23 protein-coding genes are annotated in these 19,435 nt (G+C 38.4%); 13 read left to right on the top strand and 10 right to left on the bottom strand.

Annotated features, from left to right (window positions below; all coding sequences use genetic code 11):
• Window positions 1-15 precede the first annotated feature (15 nt).
• The 8 genes from KYH19_RS21120 to KYH19_RS21155 form a co-directional block, all read right to left on the bottom strand.
• Window positions 16-876 carry a hypothetical protein gene (locus KYH19_RS21120; RefSeq protein WP_219076569.1) on the bottom strand — a complete coding sequence of 287 codons (861 nt, stop codon included), beginning with the start codon at window positions 874-876 and terminating at the stop codon, window positions 16-18.
• A gap of 11 nt (window positions 877-887) precedes the next feature.
• Window positions 888-2,216, bottom strand: coding sequence for a hypothetical protein (locus KYH19_RS21125; RefSeq protein WP_219076571.1), 1,329 nt, complete (start codon window positions 2,214-2,216; stop codon window positions 888-890).
• A 32-nt stretch (window positions 2,217-2,248) separates the two neighbouring features.
• Window positions 2,249-2,632, bottom strand: a complete 384-nt coding sequence (locus KYH19_RS21130) for a DUF6804 family protein (RefSeq protein WP_219076573.1) — start codon at window positions 2,630-2,632, stop codon at window positions 2,249-2,251.
• Between the two features lie 19 nt (window positions 2,633-2,651).
• A complete protein-coding gene (locus KYH19_RS21135; RefSeq protein WP_219076574.1) occupies window positions 2,652-3,032 on the bottom strand; it encodes a DUF6232 family protein in 381 nt (126 codons plus the stop codon).
• Between the two features lie 620 nt (window positions 3,033-3,652).
• Entirely contained in the window at window positions 3,653-4,717 is a 1,065-nt protein-coding gene (locus KYH19_RS21140; RefSeq protein ID WP_219076576.1) for a type I restriction endonuclease, read from the bottom strand.
• Between the two features lie 150 nt (window positions 4,718-4,867).
• Window positions 4,868-5,533 (bottom strand): response regulator, encoded by a 666-nt coding sequence (locus tag KYH19_RS21145; protein ID WP_219076577.1) that lies wholly within the window; start codon window positions 5,531-5,533, stop codon window positions 4,868-4,870.
• Window positions 5,534-5,544: 11 nt separating this feature from the next.
• Window positions 5,545-7,203 carry a tetratricopeptide repeat-containing sensor histidine kinase gene (locus KYH19_RS21150; protein ID WP_255562486.1) on the bottom strand — a complete coding sequence of 553 codons (1,659 nt, stop codon included), beginning with the start codon at window positions 7,201-7,203 and terminating at the stop codon, window positions 5,545-5,547.
• Window positions 7,204-7,329: 126 nt separating this feature from the next.
• Window positions 7,330-7,527, bottom strand: coding sequence for a hypothetical protein (locus KYH19_RS21155; RefSeq protein WP_219076579.1), 198 nt, complete (start codon window positions 7,525-7,527; stop codon window positions 7,330-7,332).
• 379 nt (window positions 7,528-7,906) lie between these two features.
• Here KYH19_RS21155 and KYH19_RS21160 point away from each other — a divergent pair, with 379 nt between their 5' ends.
• Window positions 7,907-8,953, top strand: a complete 1,047-nt coding sequence (locus KYH19_RS21160; RefSeq protein ID WP_219076581.1) for a hypothetical protein — start codon at window positions 7,907-7,909, stop codon at window positions 8,951-8,953.
• A 492-nt stretch (window positions 8,954-9,445) separates the two neighbouring features.
• Window positions 9,446-12,346, top strand: a complete 2,901-nt coding sequence (locus KYH19_RS21165; RefSeq protein ID WP_219076583.1) for a lantibiotic dehydratase — start codon at window positions 9,446-9,448, stop codon at window positions 12,344-12,346.
• On the opposite strand, the gene KYH19_RS21170 is transcribed toward KYH19_RS21165, so the two are convergent.
• Both KYH19_RS21170 and KYH19_RS21175 read right to left on the bottom strand, forming a co-directional pair.
• The gene (locus KYH19_RS21170; protein WP_187592125.1) at window positions 12,347-13,084 is read right to left on the bottom strand and encodes a LytTR family DNA-binding domain-containing protein; all 738 of its coding nucleotides are present in this window, start codon (window positions 13,082-13,084) and stop codon (window positions 12,347-12,349) included.
• A complete protein-coding gene (locus tag KYH19_RS21175) occupies window positions 13,071-14,126 on the bottom strand; it encodes a sensor histidine kinase (RefSeq protein ID WP_219076585.1) in 1,056 nt (351 codons plus the stop codon). The genes KYH19_RS21170 and KYH19_RS21175 overlap by 14 nt, the downstream gene beginning before the upstream one ends.
• A 148-nt stretch (window positions 14,127-14,274) precedes the next feature.
• On the opposite strand from KYH19_RS21175, the gene KYH19_RS21180 reads away from it, so the two are divergent.
• From KYH19_RS21180 to KYH19_RS21230, 11 genes are all read left to right on the top strand, one after another.
• Window positions 14,275-14,427 carry a hypothetical protein gene (locus KYH19_RS21180; protein ID WP_219076586.1) on the top strand — a complete coding sequence of 51 codons (153 nt, stop codon included), beginning with the start codon at window positions 14,275-14,277 and terminating at the stop codon, window positions 14,425-14,427.
• A 2-nt stretch (window positions 14,428-14,429) separates the two neighbouring features.
• Window positions 14,430-14,648 carry a hypothetical protein gene (locus tag KYH19_RS21185; protein WP_219076588.1) on the top strand — a complete coding sequence of 73 codons (219 nt, stop codon included), beginning with the start codon at window positions 14,430-14,432 and terminating at the stop codon, window positions 14,646-14,648.
• Window positions 14,649-14,856: 208 nt separating this feature from the next.
• A complete protein-coding gene (locus KYH19_RS21190; protein ID WP_219076590.1) occupies window positions 14,857-15,087 on the top strand; it encodes a class I lanthipeptide in 231 nt (76 codons plus the stop codon).
• A gap of 26 nt (window positions 15,088-15,113) precedes the next feature.
• A complete protein-coding gene (locus KYH19_RS21195; protein WP_219076592.1) occupies window positions 15,114-15,347 on the top strand; it encodes a class I lanthipeptide in 234 nt (77 codons plus the stop codon).
• A gap of 24 nt (window positions 15,348-15,371) precedes the next feature.
• Window positions 15,372-15,605 (top strand): class I lanthipeptide, encoded by a 234-nt coding sequence (locus KYH19_RS21200; protein ID WP_219076594.1) that lies wholly within the window; start codon window positions 15,372-15,374, stop codon window positions 15,603-15,605.
• A 24-nt stretch (window positions 15,606-15,629) separates the two neighbouring features.
• Window positions 15,630-15,860, top strand: coding sequence for a class I lanthipeptide (locus KYH19_RS21205; RefSeq protein ID WP_219076596.1), 231 nt, complete (start codon window positions 15,630-15,632; stop codon window positions 15,858-15,860).
• A gap of 40 nt (window positions 15,861-15,900) precedes the next feature.
• Complete coding sequence (locus KYH19_RS21210; protein WP_219076598.1) at window positions 15,901-16,134, top strand: class I lanthipeptide; 234 nt, start codon at window positions 15,901-15,903, stop codon at window positions 16,132-16,134.
• Window positions 16,135-16,169: 35 nt separating this feature from the next.
• Window positions 16,170-16,394 carry a class I lanthipeptide gene (locus tag KYH19_RS21215; RefSeq protein ID WP_219076600.1) on the top strand — a complete coding sequence of 75 codons (225 nt, stop codon included), beginning with the start codon at window positions 16,170-16,172 and terminating at the stop codon, window positions 16,392-16,394.
• Between the two features lie 32 nt (window positions 16,395-16,426).
• Window positions 16,427-16,660 carry a class I lanthipeptide gene (locus KYH19_RS21220; protein ID WP_219076602.1) on the top strand — a complete coding sequence of 78 codons (234 nt, stop codon included), beginning with the start codon at window positions 16,427-16,429 and terminating at the stop codon, window positions 16,658-16,660.
• A 32-nt stretch (window positions 16,661-16,692) separates the two neighbouring features.
• Complete coding sequence (locus tag KYH19_RS21225) at window positions 16,693-16,926, top strand: class I lanthipeptide (RefSeq protein WP_219076604.1); 234 nt, start codon at window positions 16,693-16,695, stop codon at window positions 16,924-16,926.
• Window positions 16,927-17,006: 80 nt separating this feature from the next.
• Window positions 17,007-19,427 carry an outer membrane beta-barrel protein gene (locus KYH19_RS21230; protein WP_219076606.1) on the top strand — a complete coding sequence of 807 codons (2,421 nt, stop codon included), beginning with the start codon at window positions 17,007-17,009 and terminating at the stop codon, window positions 19,425-19,427.
• Window positions 19,428-19,435 lie beyond the last annotated feature (8 nt).

Below are 19,435 nucleotides of genomic sequence, written 5' to 3' on the forward strand. Positions count from 1 at the left end.
TTTTTGTTGCATTAGTTATGGCTTATTAGCTCCTAAAATAATTCCCTGTAGTACAGGCGCTAAATTGGCAGGCAGATCAGCCGTTTTAAAGTAGGATTTTTTCACTTTCATGGCTTTGAACCAATCTGTCCAGTACTGTTTAATTATATCTTCCTCGTATGGGCTTTGCTTTGATGGATTAATGCCTAATACAATAACTTCCAGGTTTTGCAAATTACTGGTTGCCGGGATAAAACCAAGGTTGTTCTTTTTCATAACCGCCCTATAATTAGATGAGGTGAGCTTTTTTGCCTGGATGAAAGCTGGTGTGATGTAAGAACTTTTTCCATTATCTAAAAACTTACTGTCTTGATGGTACATATAACCATCAGTTAGGATAATCAAAATATTTCTATGTTGATCTTTAATGCAATAATCCTGAACATTGTTTTTGAAGAACTTCCAGATATCGGAGCCTATATAATGACCATATTTAATAGTATGCTGATAGATTTTTGAAGAGATTTGTGTGTACGTGTTATCTACGCTTAAAATTTCTTTTTTACTTGTTTTTGGATTAAAACTAACTTTTAACTGTTGACTCAGCTGATTGATATTCGGAATTTTAGGTATTGGATCAAAGAAAACCTGCATCTGATCATTCAAAAGCATCATCTTTTTCTCTTTTACATGGTTTACAAAAGCTGTTTCTATCGATTTTATGTAGCCTAAATCTCTCTGATAAAGATCAGGATTCTTTTTAGGATCTATCCGATCAGATAAATCCAATAAAAAGCTAATGTTAAGGTTCTGTTTTGCTGGCTGGGCTTTACCCTCTTTCGTAAAAGCAGTTGTAATTAAGAGCGGCAATAATATGTTTAGTAATGTTGACTTCATGATGTTAGGGCTTATAAAGTGGTGACATAAACAGAATTTTGCGAATCTTCGCTGGCCCCTACGTTTTTAAGGTTTTCATTGTAACAGGCAATACATTCAGTTTGAAGAACAATTTTTTCATGCATTGAAATATGGAGCTTTTCACTCACGAACGTAATCCAGCCTTTCATATACTCCGAAGCATAAAGCACATACTCCTTGGTGGGAATAATGACGGCATCGATTATCCGTTGTAGTGTAATAATACGTCCCTGTGCCTCCAGCGAACTTTTCTTAATGTCGCTAAGTTCTTCTATCAATTTTGCTTTCTGGATTTCAATATCGCTTATCCTATCCTGATAGATCTGGATATCTTTTTTTCTCCGCAGCTGTTCGTGTTTGATTTTATCTTTCTCCCGGTGTTCTTTCATGATAAAATCGAACACTACGCCCCAGATGAGGTACACTACAAAACCGGCAAAAATAATTCCCCAGAACTGGATTTTGCCAAACGCAATAGGGATATTAAATTCAGGTGTATCAAATGTTTTAGTTAGCTCGTAAATCTTTTCCTCTATCTGGTAAGCTAAAATGGCATCGAAAACAAAGGTAGTAAGCAACAACAGACCGATTTTAATATAATTCCCAATGCTTTTAACCTCTCCGAACATATGGATTAAATAACCCAGCCCTAAAAACACAAAAGGGATAAAGGTTACAAAAGCACCTTCGAGTGAACCATCGTGCCAGGCCTTTTCAAAAGCTTTCGAATCAAGCACATTCAAAATGATGGTGCTATTGGCATCAAAGGGTTTAAAAAATGCAGAATAAGAGGTAGAAATATAAAAAGTAAATAAATAAAGGCTTAAAGGCATGAGGATGATTAAACCGATCCAGAACTTACTTGAAGCACCTTTTGAAGCACTGATGTGGTATTTTTCAGGATTTCGGGGCAGATCGTTGATTTCGAATTTTAGCTCTTCGATATTATCTTTTACTGCCCTGATATCGGTTTCTACCTTGTTAATCTGCTGTTCCTTACTTTCTTTGCTGATTACCAGTGTTTTGATTTCGGTTTCTTTAGTTTTCTGCTCGTTGATATAGGGTTCTTTCGCCAGTTGCTGCTTTTCTACCAGTTCTTTTTCTTCATTTTGAAACCGGGCGTAAATGGCGTTCAAACAGATCGAAAGCGCTAGTGGGCTACCACTGTTTCGCGATCCATCTCTAAAGCCTGCTTCGTGGTAAGTTCTTTTTCTTACTTCCTCCTCTTGTTCGGTAGCGGGCTCCTTAATCTCTACATTTTCATCCTGAGGCGGATCGGCTGTTTTTGGGTTAAAAAATTCTTCTATTTGGGCAATCATAACATTAAGTTTTAGTTTGATTTATGATGTGATTATTGTATTTCTCTTTTCACCGAAACAATGCGGTCTCTGGAGTATGTTTTTTGAACGGGTAAAATTTCAGTCGCTGTTTCTTGTTGTTTTACAGGTTCACTTTTCTTATAAAAGGCAATAATTAAAAACAAGAGTCCGGTGATGATGTCAAGTGGAATCCAGATGCTTTTCCGATGCAGGTAAATGGGAAACAGGGGATTAAAAAGAATCAACACAAGCACGAAAACAATTGCCAAAGCATAGTTTTTTTGTTTTGTCCAAACGTAAATAAGCAGTAAGGCCCCTAGCGAAACTATTATTCTCAGAAAGGTGTAATATTCGATAGGTAATTTTAGTATAGCTGCGAAACAGCAGAGGGCACAGATAACAAGAAAAACTTTCATAATTAGGGGGTTGAATGTTTTAACCTCTGAATACAATTGCATCATTAAGTGCACTTACAATATTCTGAACATACAATCTGTCTTTTGATACGATACTATTCACTTCGCCTGCATTTGTACTGATCCTTACTGTAAATTCATTTTTATTAAGGGCTAGGATTAAAATACCTACAACCAGCACAATTAAACCTAAAATCCGTATGTCATTAGCAAAAAGCATTAGTACTCCCATAATAATCATCAAAACCGGCGCTGTTTTACTTTTTACGATTTCAAAAATATGGACAGAAGATATGTTCCGCATTGCATATGTTTTTGAGTTGGTAACATACCTCGATTGGGTAACCGTAACATTTACATCTTGATAAAATGTTATTTCATTTTGTAATTGTGTTGCCATGTTTAGTTTGTTAATTGTTTGTTGATCAAAAGTATACAAGCCTAAACCTCAAACCTTACGGGAACCCGTAGCGCAAAAAACTATTTTCATGATGACGGAAATCTAAACAGACATAAAAAAACACTAAATATCAAACAGTTAAACAAAACTTAAATCACAGTGAACAGTAACTATATTTTCTCAGCAGATTTCTCCACTACGGTCGAAATGACGATGAGCGGTGAGGGTTTCGCAAACTTAAATGATCTTATATTTCTTATATGGTTGAAAATAAAGAAAGTGCTGGTTGTTAATCGTTATAATTACCATTGACAGAATCTATCAGTACGTCGTCATTCCCGCGCAGGCGGGAATCTTAAAGCGCTTGCATTACGGTTCCCAATCAAGTTGGGAATGACGATGAACGGTGAGGGTTTCGCAAACTTAAATGAACTTATATTTCTGATATGGTTGAAAATAAAGAAATGTGCTGGTTGTTAATCGTTATAAAAGATCCTTCGACTCCGCTCAGGATGACAAATAGAGGAGGATTTTATGCGTTTAAAAATGAGAGATTGCCCTGCTGCTCTAACACAAACGGTGGAGCAATCCCTGCATTTTTTTGAGTATTGAGCGGGTAATTAATAATTTTCTATAGTTTGATGCAATTGAGCCCTGTAATCGTAAAGTTCATCAAGACTAAACAATTGTTTTTTCTCACCGGCATCTTTGCCTTTCTGGAAAGTTTCGAGGTATTTATTTGCGGTATTGAAGTGGAACCTGCAGATGGGTTTCCGGTTATTGTCATCCAGTAATACGCCAAAGTAAGATTGGGTATCGCGGGCTGCAATCCGTGCCGAAGGGATCTTCTCGCGTAAAATGGCTTTTACAATCTGGAAAGCCTCCAACTCTTCTTCAGTGGTTACAATTTTTGAAGCATCAGGATCTTCTATAACAGGAATTGCTTTGTCCTCTTCCTTTTTCTCTATTTTCTCATTGATATTTAATGCCGATTTTAAACGATCGCTGATCGATTCGTTGATGGAAATAGCCAGGGCCTTTTTGGTATATTCTTTAAAGGCGATCATCCGGTTTGCCGTTAAGGGTTTATCAAAAAAACGGTTCACCAGTAATTTTACCATTTCATCAGAAGGGGTGTCTATTTCTTTTTCAAATTCTTTTCTGATGGCCTTGATGTATTTTAAACCTTCGGCCGAATCGAGAATGGTTTCTAAATTGTATTCGTTTTTGGTAAAACTTTCGAGGATTTTAAGTGCATTATCTTTCAGGTCTTCGATATCGATGGTTAAGAATGGCTTTTCGTCCATAATATTCGGTTTTTCTAAATCGGCGTAAAAGTTATAAACCGTACCGTTGGTTAATACGCCGAAACGTGCTTTCGAAACATGGTAATAACGGTGCAACTGAGAGTTGTGTGCATCGGCACTTTCTTTCCAGTGTTTACATTCGAAAATGAGGATAGGCTCATTGTTTTTTCGGATTACGTAATCTACCTTTTCGCCTTTTTTAGTGCCGATATCGCAAATGTGCTCGGGGATCACTTCTGTAGGGTTAAAAATATCATAACCGAGGATTTGAATAAAGGGCATTACAAATGCATTTTTCGTAGCCTCTTCGGTATTGATCTGATCTTTTAATCCGACCACCCGTTGATGAAGTTGTTCTAATTTAAGCTTAAGGTCCATTTGATTTGGCTTTTGAGTTTTTTGATCAAATGTAAAGCGGCTGTGATTGTTTTCCTTACGGGAAACCGTATTGTAGGTTGGTTAACCGGGATTAATCGACCCGGGGCTAGTAGACTGCCAAAAGCTCTGCGCTAATCGCCTGGCGCAATCCTAAATGATCCCGATGTCTTTGCAATAGGCGATAAGCTGCTCATTTTTGGAGAAGCCAAGTACCTCTTTCATCAGGTTAAGGCGTTTTTCGATACTACTTAGGCCTGAGGGTTTGATGTTGTTCTCTTGTAGATAGTAGGGAATGTTTTTTTGTGGCATTCCATCAACCAGCTGAGAGATGATTGCAATATCGAGGTCGGTAAAATCGTGAGAATTATTTTCTTTTCTGGCCTGTTTTAAATCAGGCGAAAGATATTTTTTATGGTTATGGATTGCAGATATGGCGAGGCGTAAGTACTGCCCATCATGACGGGCTTTGCGTACATACCCATCAATATGCATTTCTTTAAATAACATGTCGATAACTGCCGGCCTGTTTTCTCCGGAAAATACCAGGGTTTTTAAGTTGGCTTGCACCTCTTTTGCGGCTTTGATGAGTTCGGCACCTCCGTCGATTTTTTGCGGGTTATGGTCTTCTTCGAAATAGAGGTCGGTGATTAACAGATCATAAGGTCGCTCTTCTCTAACGGCATTTTTAATCCACGTAAGTGCATCGTCGCAATAATATACATATTCGGGTTTTTCGATACCCATTTCGGCCAGTGTTTTTTGCAGGGAAATATTCTGTGTTTCTTGATCTTCGGCAATAAGTATTCTTTTAAACATATTTAATACAATTAGGAAACCGGAAAAGAGATTTGGATTTTAAGCCCCTTTTCAACTTTGGTATCAAAGGTAATTGTACCACCAATTGCATCAATACGGTTTCCCGTATTTGTTAAGCCATTTTTAGGTTGTGGCTTACCCGCAATGCCAATACCGTTATCGGTATAATAAATGTTTATTTTTTGCTGTATATGCTCAAATTTAAGTACCACATCGCTTGCCTGACTGTGTTTGCCCATGTTTACCATCAGTTCCTGAAGGATATGCTCTATTTCATCTTTGGCTTGTTCGGAAACTTTTTCCCATAATGGGGCAGAATTCCCGACCAGTATTACCCTGGTATTTTCGGAAGCGAATGACTTTAACAGATTAAATATTTTTTCGTGAAAGTTCTGATCTTTGGATTTTGGTTTTTCGTAAGAGAGGTCACGCGATTGTTCGTAAAGTTCCTCTATTTCGTTAACAATTGGATTGTCTTTTAAGGTTTCCTGATTATCGAGTTTGCTCATGATCCTGTACAATCCGTTGGCAACAACATCATGTACTTTTTGGGAGGTTTTAAGCTTATTATCGCGGATGGTGTTCTGAGCCTCGAGTTCTAATCGTTGTTTTCTTTTTTTATACCATAAGGTACCTGCTATTGTTAGCAACAATATACCGATGATGAGTATAATAATCTGGTATCTCTTACCATCATTATCTTTCTGGAGCACAAGATTATCGGCTTTGCTTTTTTCGGTTTCATAACGGATGAGCGCAAATTGGTTTTTAGCCGCACTACGTGCATTTTGCAGACTATCATTTAATTTTTCATAGACAGCGAAAAAATGTTTAGTTTCTTCAGGTGGGCTTAGTTTAATGAGTTTTTGTAATGATTGTAATTGATCATCTGGGCTATTTATTTTTTTAGCCACTACATACATTTTCTTTGCATAAAATAGCGCAGTATCTCGTTGTTTTAAAGTATTGTAATCAGCAAGATGTGAATAACTAGCATTTTGCCCCCAAATATCATTTTCTTTTTCACGAATATGTAAAGCTTTTAATAGTTCTGGTTTTGCATCATATCGTGGATTTTGTTTCCATTTATTAAAAGCATAGTTTGATAATATTCTGGCAAAATCTTTATCGCTCATTTTCTGAGTTAAAATGCTTTCAAATATTGAAAGTGATTTTTTATAGTTTCCGGTTTTACCATAAGCATTTGCAATGTTATTTTTAGTTATCAATATTGATGCACTATCCTGTGCATAAATTATAGACTGATTATAAAATGAAATCGCTTGTAAATAATTTTGCAGATAAGAGGATGAGACACCAAGTTCATGAAAATTGGATTCTAGATAAACAAAATGCTTTTTATCATTCGTTTTAAAATAGTTAATTGCTTCCAAGGAAATTTCCTGACCTCCAAAATAATCACCACGATCAATGGAAGTAATCGACATGTTTACCAAACACTTTCCTACACCTAAACTATCTTTTTGTTTTTGAAAAAGATCCTTGGCTTTATTGAAATATAGAAAAGCACTATCAGGCATTTTTTTTTCTCTAAACTCAAATGCGTGATCGTAATATGGATTCGCTAATTCCTTTTCGTTCACTTCCTGATTTTGTGAACAAGAAAAAAGAAATAATAGTGAGATGAGCGTAAAATTATAGTATTTCAATTTTTTTAGTTTTTTATCCTAAATTAGGAAAATAATCTCAGTTATTCTGATCTAAGATATCTTCTTTAAAACCATAACAGTTTAAAAAGAAAAAGGGCGACATTATTGTCGCCCTTTATTACTTATTTAATCTCCAATTTTTGGAGGAGGCAAGTGCCCATTTTCTCCACCTGTATCACCGCCATCACCTGGATCCGTACCTGGATCGCCAGGTGTGTTACTGTTGGTGCTTACGGTTGTACCGCCATTTTGGGTACAGCTGCTACTTGTATTCGATGGGCTTACTAAGCCTAATAATATGGCAATAAAAAGTGGAATAAACATGATTCAAAAATTTAAAAAGTGATGTACACGTAGTTCCCCACGCCCCATGCCTGGGGGTTGCTACAAACTGTAAATCAGAAGGCCTTCTGAAATTTTTGGGAAGTATTTGAGTGTCTGTCGCGGGAGCCAATAACTGCTTCCCAAACCGGCTATTCACAACCGCGATTTCTACTCGTTTTTAACATTAGTTCTTTGCTTGGATTATCGTTTGAATCGTTGCTTGAATTAATTGTTGGGACAAATATCCAAGCTTCAAATCGCTAGTTTTCAGATAATTCCAAATATTCTGAAGAATTCTTTTTAAATTCCAAAGAATTCCGGAAACCCGTAAGGATTCCAAAAATTCCATTTCTATTTTTACGCTTAAATTTTTTGAAAAATGCCTGAAGATTATCAAGACATAGTATTGGCTGCCTATAAAAAGATGAAGGATAATGGGAAGCTGCGCGCAATTTTGCCCCAAGCAACTACTACAAGATTAAGAAAAGCTTGTTTAAGGGTTTATGACGATAGATATACTCCAAAAGATGCCGATATACTTTCCATGTTCTTTAAAAAAGATAAGATGGAGTGTGATGACTTTCGGAAAGTGATATATGATTCAGAGCCTGATGATTACAAGGCCCTATGCAATCATATCAAAGGAGAGACAGGGAAGACAAAAGAAGAGAATACTGACCTTCTTGCCTGGTTGATAGATTTTCCTACATCCTATGAATGGATGAATCTAAGTGATGAAGAAAAACAACGTGTTTTTAAGAGAGCAGAAAAAGAAAAGCCTATTCCTCCATTGCCCCCGCCTCCACCAATACCACCCCAGCCAATATTTATTATCTCCCGTTTCTCACCACACCAAATCATTATATCCTGTATACTTTTACTTTTTATTGGTAGTTCTTCTTTTGTCGCATGGGAAAATAGCACCATTTCAGTTAGAATGCCAAAAGCAGACGAGAAATGTATGTACTGGAATGAAGATCATTACGAACCGGTAAAATGTAATGCACAAATTGCAAATGCTACGATAATCCCATTGGATCTTAAAAAGTTACAGCGTCAAAGAAAGATTAATCTATCAGATACCCTAACCAGCTATTCGTTGGGTAAAGTATGGTATAAAGGTTTTATAAAGGATCATGAGTTTTTTACCGATAGTGGTGCATATCCTCAAGACATACAAAGAGTATTAAAACCACTTACCAACACGATTTTAACAAAATATACTTCTAATTACAGGTATTTGCTTACCCGGTTAGTTTGGTTTATATGTGCTGCATTTTTTATAAGTATTTGTGGTTTTGCGGTAAGTAAGCTGGAGAAGGAAGTAAAAGCAAAAGATGAGTCTCAACAGCAAGATCCGGAAGCAGTATTGACATTAGAGGAAGAACCCATGGTTGAACAAACCGGAGGCTCCTTTGCCACATAAACATTACCAATTGATTTAGTGCATTTATACTGTACTTACCCGGCATAAATTTTAGTAACCTGGGTTAGATTAATATTTGAATCATAGTGTGTGTTTGCAATCGGTTTACCTCACGCGGTCAGCATGACGATACTAATCACTAAATACCTAAAGAATAGCGCTAAAAGCCATGTTATTAATCGAACTCCGGTTAGTATGTAAATTATACTGCGCAGTTTTGGTAATAGAATTCTTTGGTATTTCTTTGTCCGGGAAATACCATATGCCATTCAATTTGTATGCTGTTAAGGGGAAGTGCAAAGGATTTCTCCAACCCATGTTTTTTGCTATCTTAGTGTTTGATTGTTAACACAATAACAACCCGAACAACAACCTGTTTTTACATCCTAATTATTACGCCATCTCGTGAAATACTCTTTCTACCAACATTTAATTGTTAGGTCGGCCGCTTTGCCCATCGAGACCAATTTGCAGCCAGAATCTCTTATGCAAATGTGGAAAGTTCCTTTTATACGGGAGAGCATCTATCTGGCGAGCAAATCACTTTATAACGACCTGGATAAACTATTTAATAACGTAGCAGAAGTAAGCGATTTTAAAAGAGAAAGCCTGTTAAAGAGCTTTTATAAATACCTGGCCCGGATGAGTAACCGCTCTACTCCTTTTGGTTTATTTGCAGGCTGTGCACCGCTGCAATGGGGAAATGTGCATCGCCTGGAACTTGATGCTGGTTTTAAAAGAAATATTACCCTGGATGCGGCTGTTAACGAACAGTTGGCTATGCTTGTTGAAGCAGAACATCCGGGTGCAACTTACGTACTCAATAACACCATTTATCTTCAAGGCAAACAATACAAGTTTATTACTTATCAAAGTATCAATGGGGAACGCGAGTACAAAATCGTTGCACTGGCATACAATGATATTATTGCTCAATTGGTGGCTAAACTAAAAGGAAATGCCAAAACACATCAGGAACTTGCTTTACTTCTTGGGGATTTTGATGCTGATGAATCATTTGCTTTCATTAAACGGTTGATTGAGATTCAGTTTTTGACTTATACGGGCAAGCCCGGCATTGGAGTGCAGTTTCCTGATTATTTACCTCATCCCTGGCCTGCTGGTATACATAGGGAGTTACAATCTACCCTATCTATTTTAGAAGAAACAGCTACTGTAAATGGCACAGCTGAAGCGGTAATTAATGACTACTTACAAATAGAAACAAACCTTAAAAAACTTTTTGGTGAAACGCCTAATAATTGTTTTCATGTTACGAGAATAAATAGCCTGCAAGCAGCCAGCCTTAACAGTAATTTACAAACCAGGCTATTGCGTGGAATTAAGCTCCTGAACAATTTAACTGATTTTGAACCTCATAAAAGGCTAAAAGAATTTAAAACTCAATTTTTACAACGTTATCAGGGAAGAAGTGTGCCACTATTGGCCGCTTTTGATCCCGATAGTGGAATAGAATATGGACAGTGGCACAATAAAGAAACTTTACTTACCGAAGGCTTAAATGCCAGTTTAAATAAGCAAACGGAGCAGATACCCTATACCGAAACTAACCTAAAACTACTTAAGGTATTAACATTGGCCAATGTTGGTGGTCATTATCGTTTTACTCTGCCAGAAGATTTTGTGCAGGATAAACCACTAGCCGATCTTCCGCATAATATGGCTGCGGTTTTTCAACTTTTTGATGAAGAACAGATCTACCTGGAACTGGTACCCGGTACAGGAAGCTTAGGCCTTTTGGCAAGATATGCCCATGCCAGCTCAGCGATTAAACAATTGGCGAAGGAGATGGCTGCGGAAGAAACTTTGGCCAATCCAGAGGTCATCTATGCAGAAATTATCCACTTACCCGAAGAACGTTCGGCCAATGTGATGTCGCACCCACAGTTTTGGTCGCACGAACTGGAATATGTAGACCATGCTCAAGGTAAGCAGGTGATTAACCTCGACGAAATTGAGGTAACGTTACAAAACGGTCTGTTTAAACTTTTTTCGAAAAAAAAGCAGCAGGAAATTATACCAAAATTGAGCAGTGCCTATAATTATAACCGCTCACAACATCCGATATATACTTTTCTGTGTGATATACAGCACCAAACAGGGCCAAATGGGTTAACCTTTAACTGGGGCAGGCTGGCAAAAGATTTTGTGTTTTTTCCGAGGATAGATACCACCTTTGGACTTATTTTACACCGGGCCACCTGGAAATTTGCGCATGCAAATTTACTTCAACTCACCAAAAAACAAACCAATGATCAACACCGTAGAGCAGCATTTGAACAATTTAGACAGGAATGGGAGATACCTGCCAGGTTTTTTGTTGTGAACGGCGATAATGAGTTGCTGATCGATTCTGCGAATCTACTTTCAGTTGATGTTTTTTTAAAGGAGGCATCAAAAACAGTTAATGAACTGGTATTGAAAGAATGTTTGCACCACGAGATGAAACCGTTATTACAGGATGAAGCCGGCAAGGGCTATGCACATCAGTTTGTGGCACCACTTTTTGCCATGGCCGAAGTAAAAAAGGCGAGCTATCAGCCAAATAATGGTACGGTAACCCGCCACTTTTTTCCAGGTAGTGAGTGGCTGTACATTAAAATATTTTTAAATGAAAATACTGCCCAGGAGGTTTTAATAGCGTTGTTTAAATTGCTTGATAAAAACACAGGCTTACTTCACTATCAAAAGTGTTTTTTTATACGGTATTATGAACATGGCCATCATATCCGTTTACGGATATTGCTCCACACAGCAGCAGCTTTTCAACAGGCCTATTTTTTGGTTAAAGCAGCCTTAGATCCCTTCATTCTGCACCAGCAGATCAGCAATATTCAATTGGATACCTACGAACGTGAAATTGAACGTTATGGTGCGGACCAAATTGCATTGGCTGAAAGCCTGTTCGATATTGATAGCCGGTTTTGTGCCCACATTTTCACGATTTTCGAAAATAATGATTATACCGAACAGGGCTGGTTGATTATTTTTTGGGTGATGAAAGATTATTTATCGCGCAAGAGCACCGACCCTTCGGTACAGTTAAAGTTTGCGGAAACCCAGTTGGCCTTCTTTTTAAAGGAAATGGACAGCAAGGAAATTAAAATACAGATTGACCAGCTGTTCAGAAAATATGGAGCAATCCTCCCTGGTTTGGCGCAAGATTATGAGGCATTACTCACCAACAGGCGCACTGAAATAGATGCACTACTGAAGCAGCAAAAAGTAGATTGGAACGACATGTTTTTGGCAGGGTTGATCCACATGCTGATAAACCGGTATTTCGTTAATCAACAGCGGCTGCACGAGTGCCTTTTATACGGAATGATGGTTAAACAGTTAAAATCTGGTTTGGCAAGAGCAGAACGATAATTATTTATAAAGCGTTTTATTCAACATATAAAAAAAGCTGTCCCGATAGGTTACTCCTATGGGCACCTTTTCTGTGATGTTATCGAATAAGATCATATTGCCATCAATGGATTTGATTTTTTTGATCGCAATAATGTACGATTTATGGGTCCTGATGAACTCACCCTCCGGCAGTCCGTCTGCAAGTGATTTCATACTTACTAAAGATACATGGCGCTGCGTGTCAGTAAAAACAGAGCAATAATTTTTTAGCCCCTCGATATACACGATATCTTCAAAATTTATCCTTACAATTTTACCACGGTCCGTTTTCAGATAAAATGCATCGGTTTTAGCCACGTTATGTTTATTTTCCTGATCCTTTTTTAAGGAATGAAGCATCAGTTTATCGAGTACTTTTTGGGTGGCGTTTAAGAAACGGTCGAAAGAATAGGGTTTGAGCAAATAATCCAGAACATTGTTTTCGAAACCAGCTACGGCAAACTCACTGTAAGCAGAGGTAATAATTACCTCGATGCCCTGGGGCAGCATCTTGATCAGATCAATACCCGATAATTCGGGCATATTGATGTCTAAAAAAAGCAGGTCGATATTATTGCTTTTAATCTCTACCAAAGCTTCTATTGGGTTGGTAAATACGCCCACCAAACTGAGGAACGGAACCTTATTTACATAATCTTTTAAAATGTTGTGCGCATAGGGCTCATCATCAATAATGATGCAGTTAAGTTGTTTCATATCGTTTTAGAGGAAAGGTTAATTTACATTCATAGGTTTCTTCGGTTTCGGCAATGCTGAGGTGGTGATTACCCGGAAATACCTCGTTCAGCCTTTGCTTTACATATTGAATACCTATTTTATTGGAGTGCACTTTTTTGTTGTTGTTTTTATAGTTAAAAGAGTAAAAATGGAGATCATTGCCTTTTACCCCGATTTTTAGAATGGCTTCCTTTAACGGATCTTTGATTACACCATGTTTAAAAATATTCTCTACCAGTGTAATGAGAATAAGTGAAATTACCTTATTGTTGCCGGTGTTTTTCTCCAGATCGTATTGAATGTTAAGCGATTCATTTCTTTCATCATGTATTTTTATAAAATCATGGATGTAGCTCAGTTCACTTTCCAGGGTACTGTAACCATCTTCACTGCCAGTTAAAGCATGGCGCATTACATTTGATAACATGAGTATCGATTTGGCCACATCGGGCATTGCTTTATAGGTTTTGGCATGTAAAAAGCCCAAAGTGTTGAACACAAAATGCGGATTGATCTGCGATTTAACCAGGTTGAGTTCTGCCTCGAGAGCATTTTTCTTCAAACGTTCCTGTTCCCGCATCATCTCCATTCTTTCGAGATTATACTTGTAAACCTCTTTATCACGTTTTGCTGCCAATTGCGCAAAACTGAAGCCGATAGCAATAACATAGAAGTAAAGCCAGCGCATAATAAGTGCGGTAATCTGATAATGGGTTAAATAAGCGGCTATATCCTTATGGTAAATAAATACTTCTATCAGGATCTTCAATGCCGCCGAAACAGCCAGTGTAAATACCGTAACCAATACGATACCAATCACTTTTATCGCCAATGAGTTGCTGTGTTCCTTAACAAAAATAAAGCCCAGGCTGGTAGAGTAAAACACCGCAATATTAATGGCAAAAGATAATATAGTAAAGGTAGGGCGTAAATCAAGCCCGGCGAAATAACTGATGAGGACTTCGTATGTGATATACGCGCCCCAAACGATGAAATGCACACCAATGTTTTTTCTAACCATTTAATTTAGATGTATTTGCCGTTAAAAGAAATATTCACTTGTCCTTTTATAACTACTCATTCGTCATCCAAAACCGCTCATTGGTACAAATTATTTTGTAGGTTTTTCAACAAACCCCACATTTATATCAACAACAAACCATAAAGCTATGAAAAATCAAATTAAAGTTTCGCTGCCACAAATCGAAGTTAAACAAATTCAGATTCTTAATCGCAGTATGTCTGCAAAAACAATGGTTTTTAATCAGCGTGGAAATTACTTTCCGACAGAAACAGTTGTAACAACACTAACAGGTATTTAATTATGAAATTAACCTTATTAAAAAAATTAGGATTGGAAAACACAGCAACGGTGTTGACCGACGAATTGAGCGACATGATCGGTGGAGGTCAGTCAGATGATGATATCCGTTTCACCTTAAACCTTCCTTTTGAAGGGCAAATGTCGGGTTATGCTTTAATGCATACGGCGCAACATAGCCAGTACCACAAACGTGTAAGTCAGGAAGACAGCTTGTTATAAAATCTGTAACTGCTGATCAATAGCGGTATGACATTGAAAAAATACAGCATCATAAAGAAAGATGCTACAGGCCTGAACAGCAATCTACCTATGAAAAACCGCTCGGAATGGCTCTGCGACTTTGGAGGATAGCCATCTACTATCCTTCCATCGTCCTTTTACACTTTGAATGAAAATTTACTATTCATCCCTTTTTAAACTGCTTATTATGAAAAAGCAACCCAAAACCAAGCTTTCCTTAGCAAAAGAAACCATTGCCAGGTTAAACGATGAGCAGATGGAATTGATTGCAGGCGGACAAGGATTGCCATTAAATGGCCCTGTTACTGCAAAAACAGAAGTAGATGCCTTTGGCGACGTTGGCAACTGTGGACCGCAAACCGTTCAGGTTTCCAAAACCTGCCCGGCAACAAGCTCTTGCTTGTGTGTGTGCGAATAATTTATTCTTATTAAACCTATATCACCATGAAAAAACAACTCAAAACCAAACTTTCACTGAATAAAGAAACTATTGCAAAACTTAACGAGGAGCAAATGGAACTGGTAGCTGGAGGACAGGCCATAGGCACCGATGCGACGATTGTAATCGGCGTTGAAACTATTACCGACACAGATACATGTGGTAGTACTCGTCCGTTTTCTACACCTCCTGGTTCACAAACCTGTCCACCAACAGGTACCTGCTGCTGTGCTCTTTAAAGCTGATAGCCAACCTAAAAACCTATGAAAAAACAATTAAAAACTAAGCTTTCGCTTAACAAAGAAACAGTGGCAAAGCTCAACGAAGAGCAAATGGAATTGGTTGTAGGAAGGCAGGCCGCCGGAGCTAATGCAACAGTGGTAATAGACATTGGCCTTGATACTGATACGGGTAAATGCGGCGGCAGCACAGGCCCTTCATGTCCCATTGCTTCCAAAACCTGTCCACCAACAAGTACCTGCTGCTGTGCTCTTTAAAGCCGATAACCAACCTAAAAACCTATGAAAAAACAATTAAAAACTAAGCTTTCGCTCGACAAAGAAACAGTGGCAAAGCTTAACGAAGAGCAAATGCAATTAGTTGCTGGTGGAAACGGGGTTTCGGCCGGCGCGACCATTGTAATTGATATCCCTTCAGAAGCTTTCAGTGCGGAAGAGGGCTGCGGTAAAAAATCTATTGTCGCTTCTAAAACCTGTCCTCTAGCTACCGCTGCGGGTTGCCCGGGTTGCTGAAACCACAAAATAATTTAATTCACCATAAAAGTCAAAACTTATGAAAAAACAACTCAAAACGAAACTTGCGCTAAACAAGGAAACTGTAGCCAAGCTTAACGAAGAACAAATGGAACTGTTAGCCGGTGGACAGGCTGCTGCAGCTGGCAATACTTTCGTTGTTGGCCTCGGGCTCGAATCTGACGCCGGGGCGAAGGAAGGCAGCTGTGGACAACAATCCATCATCGCATCTAAAACCTGCCCGGTAAGTGGTACCTGTCAATGTAGTTGCTAATTATTAATCAATCTATATACAAAAACAATTTAAACATGAAAAAGCAATTAAAAACCAAACTTTCACTGAACAAAGAAACTGTGGCGAAGCTTAACGATGAGCAAATGCAATTATTGGCAGGTGGCCAGGCCGCCGCAGCAGGTTCAACAGTAGTTATCGGCTTCGAATCATTGGCAGCTGAAGGAGATAGCTGTGGTAAACAATCCATCATCGCATCTAAAACCTGCCCGGTAACAGGCACCTGCAGTTGTCACTGTTAATTATCCATTCTTAACTATAAAAACATCATTACATGAAAAAGCAATTAAAAACCAAACTTTCACTGAACAAAGAAACCGTAGCGAAGCTTAACGATGAGCAAATGCAATTAGTGGCAGGTGGCCAGGCCGCTGCAGCAGGCTCTACGGTAGTCATCGGCCTGGGGCTTGAATCTGATGCCGCGGCCAAGGAAGGTAGCTGTGGTAAGCAATCCATCATCGCTTCTGAAACCTGCCCGGTAACAGGCACCTGTAGTTGTCACTGTTAATTATCCATTCTTAACTATAAAAACATCATTACATGAAAAAGCAATTAAAAACCAAACTTTCGCTTAACAAAGAAACTGTTGCAAAATTGAATGAAGAGCAAATGGAATTAGTATCTGGTGGCCAGGCTGCTGCAGATGGTTCTACCGTTGTTATCGACATTCCGATCCTTTCTGCTGAGGCTGTTGATGGAGGAGGTTGCGGTAAACAGTCAATTATCGCTTCTAAAACCTGCCAGCCTACAGGCACCTGCGGTTGCCATTGCTAAATCCCACACATTGCCGGTAAAATGCCGGCAATGTTTTAAAACCGTATGCAATTAGGCGTTGCTACATAATACTAAAGGCTATGAAAACATTTATAATATTGCTACTCGTTTTTTTAAGTACAGCTGGTGTTGCGGCTCAGGCCAATACCGCTGCCCATGTGGCAGATAGCACAAGCTTAAAATTTACCGGCAGGGTAATAGATTCTGTTACAAAAGAACCCCTTATTTATGCACAGGTTGTGATAAACGAAGGGCAAAAACAAGTGATACAGGTTCTTACTGATACCCTGGGAAAGTTTGAAATAAAGCTAAAAGCAGGGAACTACCAGGTTAAGGTGTTTTATATGGGCAATGAAAACCAGGTTTTTAATTTGCTTATCCCAGCCAGTCCAGACCATGTATTTAGCCAGGTTTTTAATGTGAAAATTAAAGCAGAACTGTTAAATGAAGTTTCAGTTTATGCCAAAAGAAAAATTATCGAAAACACGGCCGAAAAGATCGTTTACCATGTAGACCGCGATCCGATGGCCAAAAACAAATCACTTAGTGAAGTGATTAAAAAAGTTCCGTTGGTTACGGTCGATTTTAAAGGTGTTCCTTCCTTAAAGGGAAGTGAAAAAGTACAGGTACAGGTGAATGGCCGTTCGGTAACGGATTATGCCATACCGGTAGATCAGGCCCTTAAAATGATTCCAACGGCTAATGTAGAAAGCGTAGAAGTGATTACCAACCCAGGTGCTGCCAGCGATGGCGAAAGTTTGGCCGGTATCATTAACATTATAACCAAAAACAAGTTTTCTTTAGGCAGCAACCTTACGGTAGGTGTAGAATCTACCATCGGTAAAAGCTACACTACCAAACCCACCTTAAATTTTACCTATGGCGTTGGCAAGCTTAACTTTTCGCTTAACGGGAGTTATTCCAATTTTAAAACGCAGGGCTTTAGCAACCAGCTTTACTCGAGGAACAACTTTTTACAGACCCAGGAGGGGAATTTAGGCTACAACGGCAACCCTGTTTATGTAAATAGCGGGTTGTTTTACGACATCAGCAAAAACGAATCATTAAACGCAGGCTTAACGGCCTCTAATTCGCCCTATACTTTTAGTCAGGCTCTGCAGACGAACATTAACGATCAGGGCATTACAAATTTATTCAACCGCTTTTCTGATAATGTTGTTAAATCTCAAAGTTTATCGGCAAATGTAGATTACAAACTTAAACTGGATAAACCCGGTAAAGAATTTACGATTGGCGCACTTTTTACCGCAGGCAAACAGGATAATTTAAACAATAGTTTTAACAATTATCTATCAGGCACAGCACCATCTACTTTACAGGAGCTAAGCAAAAACAAGAATACCATGCGCACCGTGATCCTACAATCAGATTACAAGCTCCCTTTGGGCAGGCACAAACTACAGGCCGGACTTAAAGTTACAAACAGACATTTCGATTCACACTATCAAAATATGATGAGCAGCCAATCAACAACAGCAAGCACTGATGAATATGCTTACAATCAGGGCATATATGCTGCCTTCGGACAGTTACAACTTGCTTTACCAAACAAATGGGTAATGATTGGCGGCATACGTTATGAAAGAACACAAAACGATGCTCATTTTATATCAACAAACAGCAATGTTAATCAAGGGTTCAACAGTGTTTTACCAACTTACGTAATCGGGAAAAACCTTGAAAACGGAATGATCAGCTTAACCTATAGCTACAAAATTTCGAGACCAGGTATTTCCTTTCTAAATCCCTTCCAAAATTTTGTAAATGCAAACACGGTATCGCAGGGTAACCCCGATCTTTTGCCCGAACATAAAAATGGTTTGAGTATGGCATTCTCTCACAATGCAGGCAAAGTATATTTATATGTTGATGCCAGCGCCGACTTTTGGTCTGACTATATTTTACGTGTAAACCAGTTGGTAAACAACATTAACCAGATTTCTTATAAAAACATCGGTTCATACAAACAGTTCGGTACATCGGCCAATTTGAACCTTAACATTACCAAGGCATTGAGTTTAACTGTAGGAGGAAACTTAAACCTGATCTCGACCAATGATGCTGCATTTAATGCTACATATAATGATAAATTAAACTTTAATGCCAGTTTTATCGGCACATATAACTTTAAAGGTGGTTATAACTTTCAGGCAGAGTATTACCTGTATTCCAACAACTATTTTTTTCAGAGCAGAATAGCTCTACCTAATACCTCATTGGTAAGCTTTAGCAAATCTTTTATGAAAGAGAGAATCAACCTAAGTGTCGGAGTGATAAACCCATTGGAAAGCAAGCTAGAAAGCGATATGCTCAATATCAACGGGGGCTTAACCAATCAGAGCATCCAAACCGTGTATAGCAGGGGCTTAACCTTTGGCTTTAGCTACCAGTTTGGTAACGATAAGGTAAATAAAAAGAGCAGATCCAACATTAAAGATAACGATACCAAAGAAGGAAGCACGAACCCAATTGGTTTTTAAACAGCAAA

Source organism: Pedobacter sp. D749 (assembly GCF_019317285.1).
GTDB lineage: Bacteria > Bacteroidota > Bacteroidia > Sphingobacteriales > Sphingobacteriaceae > Pedobacter.